The sequence below is a fragment of the Pseudanabaena biceps PCC 7429 genome, from assembly GCF_000332215.1.
Lineage (GTDB): Bacteria > Cyanobacteriota > Cyanobacteriia > Pseudanabaenales > Pseudanabaenaceae > Pseudanabaena > Pseudanabaena biceps.
Map to the genome: position 1 here is coordinate 1 of NZ_ALWB01000166.1, position 14,199 is coordinate 14,199.

Annotated in this window: 9 protein-coding genes and 1 riboswitch; of the genes, 6 read left to right on the forward strand and 3 right to left on the reverse strand. The window is 43.5% G+C overall.

The features are described from left to right. Positions 1–123 precede the first annotated feature (123 nt). The 3 genes from trxA to PSE7429_RS16540 form a co-directional block, all read right to left on the reverse strand. The gene (gene trxA, locus PSE7429_RS16530) at positions 124–468 is read right to left on the reverse strand and encodes a thioredoxin (protein ID WP_009628420.1); all 345 of its coding nucleotides are present in this window, start codon (positions 466–468) and stop codon (positions 124–126) included. Between the two features lie 446 nt (positions 469–914). After that, positions 915–2,408, reverse strand: coding sequence for a DASH family cryptochrome (locus PSE7429_RS16535; protein ID WP_009628421.1), 1,494 nt, complete (start codon positions 2,406–2,408; stop codon positions 915–917). A 176-nt stretch (positions 2,409–2,584) separates the two neighbouring features. Then, complete coding sequence (locus tag PSE7429_RS16540; RefSeq protein WP_009628422.1) at positions 2,585–3,598, reverse strand: amino acid ABC transporter permease; 1,014 nt, start codon at positions 3,596–3,598, stop codon at positions 2,585–2,587. A gap of 83 nt (positions 3,599–3,681) precedes the next feature. Here PSE7429_RS16540 and PSE7429_RS16545 point away from each other — a divergent pair, with 83 nt between their 5' ends. The 6 genes from PSE7429_RS16545 (at position 3,682) to PSE7429_RS16570 (ending at position 14,074) form a co-directional block, all read left to right on the forward strand. Further along, a complete protein-coding gene (locus PSE7429_RS16545) occupies positions 3,682–4,587 on the forward strand; it encodes a TIGR04168 family protein (RefSeq protein ID WP_009628423.1) in 906 nt (301 codons plus the stop codon). 259 nt (positions 4,588–4,846) lie between these two features. Next, a riboswitch (guanidine-I (ykkC/yxkD leader) is annotated at positions 4,847–5,007 on the forward strand. Between the two features lie 101 nt (positions 5,008–5,108). Beyond that, complete coding sequence (locus PSE7429_RS16550; protein WP_009628424.1) at positions 5,109–5,843, forward strand: urea amidolyase associated protein UAAP1; 735 nt, start codon at positions 5,109–5,111, stop codon at positions 5,841–5,843. 186 nt (positions 5,844–6,029) lie between these two features. After that, on the forward strand, positions 6,030–6,671 hold the full coding sequence (locus PSE7429_RS16555; protein WP_009628426.1) for an urea amidolyase associated protein UAAP2: 642 nt from the start codon (positions 6,030–6,032) through the stop codon (positions 6,669–6,671). 298 nt (positions 6,672–6,969) lie between these two features. After that, a complete protein-coding gene (gene uca / locus PSE7429_RS16560) occupies positions 6,970–10,626 on the forward strand; it encodes an urea carboxylase (protein WP_009628427.1) in 3,657 nt (1,218 codons plus the stop codon). A 307-nt stretch (positions 10,627–10,933) separates the two neighbouring features. Beyond that, the gene (locus PSE7429_RS16565) at positions 10,934–12,625 is read left to right on the forward strand and encodes a CTP synthase (protein WP_009628428.1); all 1,692 of its coding nucleotides are present in this window, start codon (positions 10,934–10,936) and stop codon (positions 12,623–12,625) included. 570 nt (positions 12,626–13,195) lie between these two features. After that, positions 13,196–14,074 carry an alpha/beta hydrolase gene (locus PSE7429_RS16570; RefSeq protein ID WP_009628429.1) on the forward strand — a complete coding sequence of 293 codons (879 nt, stop codon included), beginning with the start codon at positions 13,196–13,198 and terminating at the stop codon, positions 14,072–14,074. Positions 14,075–14,199: the final 125 nt, after the last annotated feature.

Below are 14,199 nucleotides of genomic sequence, written 5' to 3' on the forward strand. Positions count from 1 at the left end.
AAGGCTTTTACTTTTGGGCTTTTAAAATTTGCCAGCTTAACCCGAACTGACGTTAATAAATAATTGAGTAAATGATCGAGCGACTGTAGCAATCTTTGCAAAACATATTAGTAATCATGGGGCTTAGCTTGTCGATGAAGCAGGTAAGAGGTGTTTGTCTATAGTTGCACTGAATTCTTCGTAGGATTTGACTCCGATGATGGTATCCACTAATTCCCCTTCCTTAAAGAACATCACCGCAGGGATACTCCTCAATCCGAATTGTTTGGCTATGGGCTTATTCGCATCAATATCGAGTTTCATAACTTTGGCGCGATCGCCATAGTTTTCGGCCAATTGATCGATCAAAGGAGAAATTACTTTACAAGGTCCGCACCAAGTTGCTGTGCAGTCAACCACGAGTAGTGCTGTGTTGACGCGTAAGGTCTCAAATTCGGATGCATCTTGAATAAAAATAGCTGCGCTCATAATTTATTAATTTTTATTATTTTGGGTAGTAGTCTTGGTGATGTTTTTTTAATCTAAGGCTTTATGGAGCTTAGATCTATACTTTCTTATCCCCAGATATCCTATGGAGCTTTTATACCAAGTTAAGAAATGGCGTAGCCATTTCTTAACTTGAAAACCCTTACTAAGTTTAGTTTTTAATTCACAAAAGTGTTGTCACACTTTCGCAAGTTGGTATTATACGCCAGTCTTGTTAGGACAAAATTAAACCACAAAAGAGGTTTGCCACGCGGAGCGTGGCAAACCTCTTTTGTCTATGTCCTGATACAGTTGGCGGCAGCTATACATAAGAGAGGTTAAGAGAAGTTATTGAACTTAATTATTGTTTCATAAAGTGGTTTAAACTATTTTTCAGTTAGCTCGTCCTATGGTGGAACATCGTGTAAGTTGTGTGGTGATTGCTATAATTACAGCGTTCCATAGCATTGTTTAATTGAATCGTTGTAGATTGCTTCATTGGCTTTAGCAGAAGCAAATAAATCAACCAAGGGATGAGGATAGTCTACGCCCAATCGAACCTTAAAACGTTGCTGCTCAATGGGTAAAAGCTGCCAAGGTTGATGAACTTTAGCGGCGGGAATTGCGTCTAGTTCAGGCAACCAATATCTGACATAGGTTCCTTGCGGATCGTAATCCTGCGATTGTTTGTTGATATTAAAGAACCTAAAGCCTCGCGCATCGTTCCCAATGCCAGCAGTATAATTCCAATTGCCCCAGTTATTACAGGGATCGTAATCGATTAAGCGCGATTCAAACCATTCCGCGCCCATCCGCCAATCAATGCCAAGATTTTTAGTCAGAAAACTTGCCACATTTTGGCGACCACGATTGGACATAAAACCCGTCGCCGCAAGTTCCCGCATATTTGCATCTACCAGAGGGAAGCCCGTCTTTCCTGTTTGCCAAAGCTGAAATATCCGCCAATTCTGTTGCCAAGGTAGATCCATTCCCCTTAAGCCTTTACGCCCAAATAATTTATTGCCATATTTTGCCGTGACAAAATGGAAATAGTCTCGCCATAGAAGTTCAAAAATTAACCAGTAAGTCGAGTCATTAGCAAGGCGATCGCTTTCATATTTTTTGATTTGAGCGTAGATATAGCGCGGACTCAAACAGCCTAGGGCAAGCCAAGGCGAGAATTTAGAAGAATCGTCGGTTTCGAGCATTCCATTGCGGGTTTGTTTGTAAACTTGGAGGCGATCGCTAGCCCAAAAGTAGTGATTGAGACGCTCGATCGCCGCAGTTTCCCCACCACGAAACTGAAACTTCGCCCGCGCACATGGTAAAAATTCTTCAAGTCCCAACTGGGTGAGATGAGGAATTTCACCGATGTCAATGCTTGGGGGTAACGCGGGAAGGCGATCAACTAAAGGAAAAGGCTCTCGAATGATGAGATTGGCTTCAACCTGTTTGCGAAAATGGGTAAATAGTTCGGGAAGATGCGCGATCGCAAAGGGGAGATCATCGCAATGGATCAGCGTTTTGCCCCAGAATCCTTTAAAATCCACATTCTGCTTCGTAAAAATAGAATGTAATCGTCGTTCTAGGGATGTCTCCTCAGTCGCAATTTCGCGCTGATAGTAAATAGAAGTAAGACCTAATTGTTGTGTTAGTTCGGGTAATATCAGTTCGGGTTTACCGATACGAACGATTAAATCGGAATTAAGCGATCGCAAATTTGCTCGTAAATCAATCACGCTTTCAATGAGAAATTTGGCGCGAAATGCTCCAGTTTTCTCGAAACCAAAGGAAGTCTTCCCAAAGTGGTATGGATCGAAGCAATAAAAAGGAAATACTTCGGCATTCATCCGCTTAGAGGCTTCAGCGGCAAGGCTAAGGATTTCGCAATCATGCAATCTCAGGTCGTTCCGAAACCAAACTAAAATTTTTTGATAATGCATATTTAATTAATTAAATGTAATACCAAATCACAAAATGGCGTAGCCATTTTGTGATTTTAAAACCCTTACTGGGTTTGGTTTTCAATTCCCAGAAGTGTAGCCACACTTTTGGGAATTGAAAACCAAACCCCAAAAAGCTGTGGCGCACGCTGCACTACAGCTTTTTGGCTTTACAATCACCTTTCTACTATTTGAAATTGACGATTTAGTAAGTTCATACTTGCCGAGATAGTCAGGCTGATCGCTAAATACACAGCCATAATAATTAAAATGACATTGACAGGTCTTCCTGTTTGGTTGATCGTCGTTGATGCAATTCGATAAATATCGGTATAGCCGATCGCGATCGCCAAACTAGAATTTTTAGCAATATTCACATATTGGCTAGTCAGAGATGGAATAATTACGCGTAGAGCCTGTGGCAAAATGATTTTTCGCATCGTCTGGAAGGCATTCATACCTAGAGCTTTTGCCGCTTCCGATTGTCCTTTAGGCACGGAGAGAATGCCACCACGCACAATTTCGGCAATGAAGGCGCTAGAAAACATGGTCAAGCCTAGCACTAGTGCGCAAAATTCCGAACTTAAGGTCATTTTCAAAGCGGCGATCGTGATGCCATCTTTTGCCAGAGTGGCAAAGCCGAGGGAGATGCGATCGCTGCTGGAGGGAAGCGTCAAAAAGATCGCCGAGTACCAGAAAAATAGTTGTAATAATAGCGGCGTGTTGCGGAGAATTTCGACATAGACCCGCGCCAATTGTTTTAACAACCAGTTATTCGACAGCCTTGAAATGCCGACAGTAATCCCAACGACTGAGGCGGAAATGATGCTCACTGCGATCGCCTTTAGAGAATTGAGTAGCCCGACTTGCAACGCGGTAGTATAACTATCTGAGGCCTTGTAAGGGAAAGGAGAATCGGCAATATCAAAGGAGGCGGGATCGCTAAGAAAGTCAAAGCTGATGGCAAGCCCAGAGCTACGCATATTTCTGGCTAAGGTATTCCATGCCAAAATGCTGCAAGTAATAATAATTGCTAAAAAAAGTAATTGGAAGATCGTTCGCCAACTCCCAAAAAAATTCAAGAATTTTGTTTGGAAATTATCTTGGGAATTATCTTGGGAATTATCTTGGGAATGATTTGGTAGATTGTTCTGTAAGTTGTTTGAGAACTTTCCCTTACTTGCAGACATTGCTTGAATTGCTCACAATATGGATCGAATTTAAGTTTAGTATATAACAATCCTAAGTAATTCGTGAGTAGTCCAGTCTCCCTATGTCCAATTTATCTGCTGAAGGGGTGATCAAAATAGCTGTAGTTGGTGATGTGCATGATTTATGGCAACCCTTAGAAGATCGCTTAGCTCTTCAGTCACTGGATATCGATTTAGTTCTATTTGTCGGTGACTTTGGTAATGAGTCAGTAGAACTCGTGCGAGCGATCGCTAATCTTGATCTTCCTAAAGCAGTTATTTTGGGTAATCATGACGCTTGGTTTACTGCCTCAAACGATCACAAAAAGCAATGTCCCTACGATCGCACCAAAGAAGATCGCGTCCAGCAACAGTTAGACATTTTAGGCAACATCCATGTCGGTTATAGCTGGCTTGATTTTCCCCAATTAAATCTTTCGGTAGTGGGTTCTCGCCCCTTCAGTTGGGGAGGTTCGCAATGGAAGAAAGAAGCCTTTTATCGCGATCGCTTTAATATCAAAAACTTTATCGATTCAACCCAGCGTATCGTTGATGCGGTTGCTAAGGCAGCCTGTGAAAATATAATTTTTTTAGGACATAATGGTCCTTCTGGCTTGGGTAGTGAGGAATATTCTATCTGTGGCAAGGATTGGCAACCCATTGGTAAGGACTATGGTGATCCCGACTTTGCCGAGGCAATTGCCAGATCCTATCAAATGGGCAAGCAAGTTCCCTTAGTTACCTTTGGGCATATGCATCACCATTTGCGTCTCAATTCCCATCGCACCCGTGAGGCGATCGTCACAAACGATATGGGAACGATTTTCCTAAATGCAGCCTGTACACCACGCATCATCCACCGTCATGATGGCTATTACCGCAATTTCTCGATCGTAACGTTAAAGTCTGGGCGGATTTGCCAGATATCTCTTATATGGTTAAATTCGCAGCATCAAGTAATTAGTGAGAATATTTTATTCAGTAGCTAAGCTAGAAGAGCGTACCGCCCGCTACGCGGGCGGTATGCTCTTCTAGCTTTGTTTTTTAATTATGCTGAACTACTTACAGCGCTTCGCGCTCAAACCCAAACCAAGGAAATTTTTGAAAGCGTTGCTTTGCAACATTAAAGAAAGAAAAAGAAAGAAAAAGAAAGAAAGAAAAAGTAGTTTTTAATACAATTTGTGTTGTTGCTTTGCGAGTATTAATCTTTTTAGTTAATGTAAGTTAATGCAAATTCATTCAACCAAAAATATTCGCTTCTAGGGTTCCGATCGCACTCAATTCCAGTTTTAATAAATTGCGTTGAGTGTGGTGACTGGTCCAAGAGAAGCAGCCATTTTCAATCGATTAATTAGAAATAATTTTTTGATTGGGAATTGGTCACACGGAGGGATAAAAGCCCGGGAGAGTCAAATGACAGCAAACTCAATGGCGAGTTACTGTTCGGGGCTTCCTGGGCTTTCGCTATTGTAGGTATGCTCTTCATAGTTATTTCTTAAAGGAGTTAATCATGCTTACAAAATCTAAACTCGATCCAGACTTAATCATTTGGGATGAAGCTATTCCTGGTGGAACCTATTGGACGCGCCTGATCAAGAAAGGAACAACACTGCGGATCGCTGCACCTGAAGGTTCTAGAGGGATCGCTTTTCTTTGTTATAACGCAGATAACACAATCGAACGCTACAATGCCGCCGATACCGCCAAAATTCAATTTAATGCATTCCTAAAGAAGGGTAAATTGCTATATTCCGACATGGGTCGGGTCTTATTTTCGATTACAGAAGATACTTGCGGAAGTCATGACACGCTATCAGGATGTAGCAATGCAGCAACTAATTCGGCTAAATATGGAGAAGATAGTTTCTATCGTAGCGCGAGGGATAATTTTCTGTTAGCCTTGGCAAAACGGAATATGGGTAAACGCGATATCATGCCGAATGTGAACTGGTTCGCCCATGTTGCGGTAGATGGGAATGGAAATTTAGTTTGGGCTGAGCAGGTTGCCCAAGCTGGAGACTTCATTGATTTGCGTGCTGAGATGAATGTATTAGCCGTGATATCTAACACGCCCCATGTTCTCGATCCCAGTCCTGTATACGATCCTAAAACTATTCAAGTCACGGTTTGGAAATCTCCTGCCCCCACAAGCGACGATCTCTGCCGTACGAGTTGCCCAGAAGCGATACGAGGATTTCAAAATACGGATGCCTATTTTGAAGAGCTATCGATCCTAGCTCATTAATTTAATACCAAATCTCAAAATGGCGTAGCCATTTTAAGCTTTGAAAACCCTTACTAGGTTTGGTTTTTAATTCATAAAAGTGTTGTCACACTTTCGTGAATTGCTATAACTTCTATTCTATTAACTCTATTAACTCTATTAACTCTATTAACTCTATTAACTAAAATACTCAATCTGGATAAGTATATGTTGGCAACGTCAGTTGAACGCGATCCCCACAAGGCAATCTATAATGAAATCTTACCCGCGCGCCGTCCTTGGATGCATTTGATCGAGAAGGGGCAAACATTACGCATCGTTGATCTTGGCGGCAATCAGGCTGTGGATGTGCTGATTTACAATGCTGCGGATACTAGCGATCGCTATAGCGCCCCCGATACGATCCGAATGCAGGGCAACATTTTTATCACGACTGGTACAAAGCTATATTCTAGCGATGGCAATGTATTGATGACAGTTGTAAAGGATACCTGTGGTAAACACGATACTTCTGGTGGAGCTTGCAGCCGCGAGAGTAATTCGGTGCGGTATGGATTGGATAAGAAATGGTTACATGCCTGCGTCGAGAACTACCTATACGCACTCAAAGATTACGATATGGGCAAGAGGGATTTGGTGAGTAACATCAATTTCTTTATGAATGTGCCCGTGAGTGAAGATGGAACTTTGGAAATTGTCGATGGCATCTCCGATCCAGGCAGTACGGTCGAACTGCTGGCTGAGATGGATGTGCTGTTCTTAATTTCCAATTGTCCCCAGATCAACAATCCTTGTAATGCTTACAATCCTACCCCGATCCAATTGATGATTTGGGATGCGATTTCATAGATTCTCCGTAGCTAGGTGTAAAATATGAAACCCAAAAACCTGTGGCGCTAGCACCACAGGTTTTGAATCTGGGTCTCAAGTATGTCGAGCTAGTTGGATAATTGCGTTTAATACCAATTCACTAAAGCTAGTCAATAAAGCTAGTCAACACTTTAGTGAATTAAATTAGTGAATTAAATTAGTGAATTAAATTAGTGAATTAAATTAGGGAATTAAAAAACAAACCCTGAAAGGTTTGATATTCAAAAAATTGATTAAGTCTGCGGCATTTTAATAATACTAACTATGTTCTCTAATTATGTTCTCTAAAATTCTAATTGCGAACCGTGGTGAAATTGCTTGTCGGATCATTCGTACCTGCGATCGCTTGGGTATTAAATCTGTGGCTGTTTATTCGCAAGCGGATGCCTATGCTCTTCATGTATCCATGGCAAGCGAGGCGATCGAAATTGGCGGAGCCTTGGCAGCCGAGAGCTATTTACGTTGGGAAAGAATTTTAGAAGCAGCGAAACAAACAGGTGCAGAAGCAATCCATCCTGGCTATGGATTTTTGAGCGAAAATGCGGAATTTGCGGAGGCTTGTGCCAGTCAAGGCATCATTTTTATTGCGCCTACGCCGAGCCAAATGCGTAGTTTTGGACTAAAGCATACAGCTAGAGAGTTAGCAGCGCAGAATCAAGTCCCATTATTGTCAGGGACTGGACTACTAACAGATGTAGAGGAAGCTTTAAGAGAAGCTGACAAGATCGGTTATCCTGTAATGCTCAAAAGTACGGCGGGTGGAGGCGGTATTGGCTTGCAACTCTGTCGCAGTCAAGCACAGTTGCCAGATTTGTTTGCGACAGTCCAGCGGTTGAGTCAGAATAACTTCAAACAAAGCGGCATTTATTTAGAACGCTATGTGGAATCAGCTCGACATATTGAAGTACAAATTTTTGGCGATGGCAATGGACGGGTATTAACCTTAGGCGATCGCGATTGTTCGGTGCAACGCCGCAATCAAAAAGTCATCGAAGAGACTCCTGCGCCTAATCTTTCTGAGGCTTTGCGTCAACAACTTTACGAGGCAGCTTTCAAACTGGGGGCATCGGTCAATTATCAGTCAGCGGGGACTGTGGAATTTGTATTGGATAGCGATCGCCAAGAATTTTATTTTTTAGAGGTAAATACGCGCCTCCAAGTGGAGCATGGAGTTACCGAGGCGGTTACGGGGATTGATTTAGTGGAATGGATGATTCGGCTGGCGGCGGGGGATGCTAGTTTTTTTGATACCTACACGCATTCTCCTCAGGGTCATTCTATCCAAGTCAGAATTTATGCCGAAGATCCATCCAAAAACTTCCAACCCAGTTCGGGCGTTTTAACTGAGGTCAGATTGCCAGAAGACATTCGGTGCGATCGCTGGATTGAGACTGGCACGGAGATCATGCCCTACTACGATCCGTTGTTAGCGAAATTGATTGTCAGCGGAGAGACCAGAACCGAAGCGATCGCTAAATTACAATCTGCTTTAGGTGATACTCAAATCGCAGGCATTGAAACCAACTTAGATTATCTTTCCCAAATTCTCCAAGTACCTGAATTTACATCGGGGCATATCCATACTAAATTCCTGAATTCTTTTAGCTATACACCCCGAACCATAGATGTTTTAGAAGCAGGTACTTTTAGCACTATTCAGGACTATCTTGGGCGGGTAGGTTACTGGAATATTGGCGTGCCTCCTTCGGGCGCAATGGACACCTTAGCCCTCAGGTATGCCAATCGTTTGGTTGGGAATCCTGAATCAGCGGCGGCGCTAGAACTCACAATTAATGGAGCGACCCTCCGCTTTAATGTCGATACGATCATTTGTCTGACAGGGGCGACCATGCAAGCGGAATTGGATAGTCATCCAATTCCCTATTGGACTGCGATACGGGTAAGTCAAGGTAGCATTTTACAAATGAAGGCGATCGCAGGTAATGGGCTGCGATCCTATTTAGCTGTCCAAAATGGTTTTGATGTTCCTGATTATCTCGGCAGTAAGTCAACATTTACCTTGGGTAAATTTGGCGGACATTGCGGCAGGATTTTGCGCATTGGTGATGTGCTGAAGCTCAATCCTCCTATCGATGTCATTGGGGAAAAAACGATCGCTCCACCACTTCTGAAATTACCCCAAGCGTTGATTCCCGTATATCCCGAACATTGGGAAATAGGAGTGCTCTATGGTCCCCATGGTGCGCCAGATTTCTTTACCGATGATGATATTGAAATGTTCTTTGCGAGTAATTGGGAAGTGCATTATAACTCCGCACGAACTGGTATCAGATTAATTGGAGCGAAGCCGCAATGGGCGAGAACCGATGGTGGCGAGGCGGGGCTGCACCCTTCTAATATCCATGACAATGCCTATGCGGTGGGGGCGATCGATTTTACGGGCGATATGCCGATCATTCTCGGTGTTGATGGTCCAAGCTTGGGCGGATTTGTCTGTCCTGCCACCATTGCCCTTGCCGAGCTATGGAAGATTGGTCAGCTAAATCCAGGGAATACCGTTAGATTTGTGCGCATTAGTCACGAGCAAGCGTTACAGCAAAAAATTCAACAAGACTATCAAGTTAAGCACCTAGAATTTAGCCCCGCCAGCATTGAAGGTAGATCCACGAAATTCTCCCTTTCGCCCAGTTCCTCTTTAAATATCGCAACCTTGAGTACGGCAGCGATATTGCATGAATTACCACATAACGAAATTGCCGTAAAATATCGTCGTTCGGGAGATGATAATATTCTCATCGAGTATGGAGAACTCGTTCTCGATCTGAATCTTCGTTTTCGGATTCATGCACTCATGGAATGGTTAGCCAAGAATCCTCTGGCTGGGATTTTGGAATTAACTCCTGGCATCCGATCGCTGCAAGTACATTACGATAGTCAAATTCTGCCCCTAGAACAATTGCTAGAGAGATTGATTATTGCTGAGAACGAGTTGCCATCTGTTACGGATATGGAAGTGCCGACACGCATTGTCTATCTGCCCCTATCTTGGGATGATGCCTCAACTAAACTGGCAATTGAAAAGTACATGCGATCGGTTAATCCTAAAGCACCTTGGTGTCCCAGTAATATTGAATTTATTCGTCGCATTAATGGTTTAGAGGATATAGAAGCGGTTAAACAGGTTATCTTTAATGCTAGTTACTTAGTATTAGGGTTAGGAGATGTGTATCTGGGCGCTCCCGTGGCGACTCCTATCGATCCCCGTCATCGCCTTGTTACTACCAAATACAATCCTGCCCGTACTTGGACTCCCGAAAATGCGGTTGGGATTGGGGGCGCATATATGTGCGTGTACGGTATGGAAGGACCTGGAGGCTATCAGTTTTTTGGGCGCACCATCCAGATGTGGAATACCTATCGTCAAACTTCTGATTTTGAAGCAGGAAAACCTTGGCTGTTACGCTTTTTCGATCAAGTTCGTTTTTATCCTGTCTCCGAAGCAGAGTTACTACAGCTTCGACAAGATTTTATCCATGGCAGATTTAAACTGCGGATCGAACATGAAACTTTTAGTTTAAAGAAATACAATGATTTTCTTGCGGCTATTGCCGATGAAGCGGCTATTTTTAAATCTCAACAGCAGCAGTCCTTTGATGCGGAGCGCGATCGCTGGGTAGCCGACAATCTCCTGATTGATGCAGATGTCGCACCCGATATTATCCCCGACTCCGATGAGTTTATTCTTCCGCCCAATAGCGAACTGGTAATTTCCCATATTCCCGCCAATGTCTGGCAAATCGTAGTGCAAGTTGGTAGTGAGGTCAAGGCAGGCGATCGCCTCGTCGTTTTAGAATCCATGAAAATGGAAATGACCGTAGTTGCGAATGTGGCAGGTACAGTAACCGAAATCCTCTGTAATGAAGGGCAGATGGTATCTGTCGGGCAAGGATTATGTGTGATTTTTAGGACATAAAGCCCAATAATTAATTGGCGGCGTTCCGCGCCGCCAATTAATTATTGGGCTTTGATAAGTCAGGACAAACCCAATAGAGAGTTGCGGCGCAACTCTCTATTGGGTTTGATGTTTGTCCTAACATTACTGACTATAGCTATAGCTAGCTATACCGTAGCTATACCCTAGCGATCGCCCCATAGAATTTTTCTAAACCAAAATTCAAGGCTTGCGGGGTTTTATGCGGTAGCTAGCAACTGCTATATAATCACTTTGTTAAGCATGGTTTACAAAGTGATAAACCAATGCATCCTAATAACGAAATTTTATGGCTAAGTATATCTTTGTGACTGGCGGAGTTGTCTCTAGTATTGGGAAGGGAATCGTGGCCGCAAGTTTGGGACGATTACTTAAATCAAGGGATTATTCAATCGCGATTTTGAAACTCGACCCCTATATTAACGTTGATCCAGGTACGATGAGTCCGTTTCAGCATGGGGAAGTTTTTGTCACCGAAGATGGCGCGGAAACCGATCTCGATCTGGGACATTACGAGCGATTTACCGATACCTCAATGTCAAAGCTGAGTAATGTCACCACTGGCGCAATTTATCAAGGCGTGATCAATAAAGAACGTCGTGGTGATTATCAGGGCGGAACTGTACAGGTGATCCCTCATATTACCAACGAGATTAAGGAACGCATCCATCGGGTTGCGAAAAATGGCAATCCCGATCTCGTTATTGTCGAAATTGGCGGTACGGTTGGTGATATTGAGTCCTTACCCTTTATCGAAGCTATTCGTCAGTTTCGGAAAGATGTGGGACGACAAAACGTGGTGTATATGCATGTTACGCTCATGCCTTGGATTGCCTCCGCAGGTGAAATGAAGACCAAGCCCACCCAACATTCGGTTAAGGAATTGCAATCCGTGGGGATTCAGCCCGATATCTTGGTCTGCCGTAGCGATCGCCCCCTACCACAAAATATCAAGGACAAAATTTCTGAATTTTGTAATGTCTTGCCTGAGTGTGTGATGACAGGACAAGATGTGAAGAGCATCTACGAAGTGCCCTTAGCAATGGAACGTGAAGGCTTGGCCGAGCAGGTATTGCGTTTGCTGGGGATGCAACAGCGTCAGCCCGATCTCCGCAGTTGGCAAACCCTTGTGGAGCGTCTTTATCGTTCCGAGCATCATGTCGAAGTAGCGATCGTTGGCAAATACGTTCGGTTAACCGATGCCTACTTATCGGTGATCGAAGCCCTCAAACATGGGGCGATCGCCGTTAATAGTAATGTTAATATCCGATGGATTAACTCTGAAGATATCGAAGCCTATGGTGCTGATAAATTCCTCAAGGATGTCCATGCGATCGTCGTTCCTGGAGGGTTTGGTCATCGGGGAGTCGATGGTAAAGTCGCGGCAGTACAATATGCGCGCGATCGCCAGATTCCATTTCTAGGGCTATGTCTGGGAATGCAATGCGCGGTCATTGATTGGGCAAGAAATGTAGGAAAACTAAGCGATGCCAATAGCGCCGAATTCGCCCCAGAATCTCAGAATCCTGTCATTCACCTTCTCCCAGAACAGCAAGATGTGGTAAATCTTGGTGGTACGATGCGCTTAGGTTTGTATGCCTGTCGTCTTGCCCCAAATACGCTCGTACATCAGCTTTATAACGAATCGGTCATCTACGAACGCCATCGCCATCGCTATGAATTCAACAATGCCTATCGATCGCTGTTTATCGAGTCGGGCTATGTAATCAGCGGGACTTCTCCCGATGGCAGATTAGTTGAAGCGATCGAACTTCCGAGCCATCCTTACTTCATTGCCTCTCAGTTCCATCCTGAGTTCCAATCGCGTCCCAGCCGTCCCCACCCATTGTTCCAAGGTTTAATTAAAGCCGCACTGGATCTACAAAAACACCGCTTTGAAAATGATTCGGCATTAGAGAATGTGCCAGTTATCAACCAAATTAACGAGCCACAAGAGTTCGCTTCGGTAGTTTCTGCTTAGGGCTCATTTTGAAAATGGCAAAGATGAGGTTCTTGGTAATATAGTCGTCGCCAAATGTATTAGGTGGATTAGGACATAAAACCCAATAAGAGAAGGGTGGTGCGCCGCACCACTCTTCTCTTATTGCAACGTAAGAGATAGCTAGGATCTAAAATCCAAAATAGTGTTGCCGCGCTCCGCGTGGCAACACTATTTTGGATTTTAATTTTGTCCTAACAGGACTGCCAGCAACTATATATCACGGCAGCTATGCTTACGAAAGAATCACTAAATACCTCATTGCTTCTTTAGCATTATCTAAAATCCAAGGAGAATTCGTGAATTAATCCTAAGGAAGAATGGGAATTGTAAGTTATTAAATAGCTAAGCATAAGTAAACTTAAAACCAGAGAGTGTACCGCCCGCGTAGCGAGCGGTACACTCTCTGGTTTTAAGTTTAGCTACTTATTGCGGAAATAGAATTTCTGCTATACTCTAGGTCTAATTTCTGGGGCATCGGTATTCTTAGCAGTTAGAGAGCGCTTCTCTCTTCATTTTTCTTTAACTCATCTTCTTGATGTATACATACCTATGGCTCATGCATTTAATCTAGGTGGACAGCAGGCTTACTATCATGATGAAGGTGATGAGAGTGGGTATTTTCATACTTACGATGCTTTACAGTTAGATCCTAAAAGCGATCGCCCCCGTAAAGTCCATGTCTTTTTACCCCGTACCTATGGGGATAATCGCGATTATCCCGTACTGTATATGAATGATGGCAATACTGCTTTCTGGGCAGGGGGATTGAGTCCTTACTCATGGGATGTCCCCAATGTAATGAGAAGTTTATACAGTAATCAAGAAATAGAGCCTGTAATTGTCGTGGCAGTTCATCCTCTTAATCGTTCCTACGAATATCTACATGTAGAAGAATTTTCTACTCCCTTTAAAAAGGAAGGTGGTGGGCTACCAGAATATGCTGATTACATGGTACGGCTGAAATCCTTTATTGACGTTAATTACAAAACTATTAGCGATCGCAGTTCTACGACTATTCTCGGTTCCTCTCATGGTGGATTGGCAGCTTTTTATACAGGCGCGATTCACTCCAGTCACTTTGGTAATATCGGTGCACTCTCTCCCTCATTTTGGGCGGGTGGTGTTTTTAACCTACCCAGTTCTCCATTGATGGTGGCTGTTGGGAAATATCTTCGTAAAGATAATCAATATCGTCCCCGCCTATGGATTGATTGGGGAACTAGACGTTCGGGTGGTTTCCATAATTTTGTCATCGAGCAGCAAGCAACTAGATGGGCACGCAGGATGCTAGAAATTCTAGAAAAGGACTATGGGTACGTACTTGGCAGGGATCTATTTAATTATGAGGATAGGGAAGGCGGTCATGATGAGAGAGCATGGTCTTATCGTCTGGGTTTGCTCCTCAAGCAGTTCTATCCCAAAAAGTGATAGAGTTATCATTTTTTAATAGGTACAATTATGAAACTGTAAGTAGCTAGGCGTAATTAAAGATACTGAAATCGCTCAAGTTTCCGCAGATGGAGCCTATGACCATCGTCATTGTTATGACGAGA

Bases quoted from the DNA above. Each gene is read 5' to 3' on its own strand.
- PSE7429_RS16545 (WP_009628423.1), top strand. From the start codon at position 3,682: ATGTCCAATTTATCTGCTGAAGGGGTGATCAAAATAGCTGTAGTTGGT.
- PSE7429_RS16570 (WP_009628429.1), top strand. From the start codon at position 13,196: ATGGCTCATGCATTTAATCTAGGTGGACAGCAGGCTTACTATCATGAT.
- PSE7429_RS16540 (WP_009628422.1), bottom strand. From the start codon at position 3,598: ATGTCTGCAAGTAAGGGAAAGTTCTCAAACAACTTACAGAACAATCTA.
- PSE7429_RS16555 (WP_009628426.1), top strand. From the start codon at position 6,030: ATGTTGGCAACGTCAGTTGAACGCGATCCCCACAAGGCAATCTATAAT.
- trxA (WP_009628420.1), bottom strand. From the start codon at position 468: ATGAGCGCAGCTATTTTTATTCAAGATGCATCCGAATTTGAGACCTTA.
- uca (WP_009628427.1), top strand. From the start codon at position 6,970: ATGTTCTCTAAAATTCTAATTGCGAACCGTGGTGAAATTGCTTGTCGG.
- PSE7429_RS16565 (WP_009628428.1), top strand. From the start codon at position 10,934: ATGGCTAAGTATATCTTTGTGACTGGCGGAGTTGTCTCTAGTATTGGG.
- PSE7429_RS16535 (WP_009628421.1), bottom strand. From the start codon at position 2,408: ATGCATTATCAAAAAATTTTAGTTTGGTTTCGGAACGACCTGAGATTG.
- PSE7429_RS16550 (WP_009628424.1), top strand. From the start codon at position 5,109: ATGCTTACAAAATCTAAACTCGATCCAGACTTAATCATTTGGGATGAA.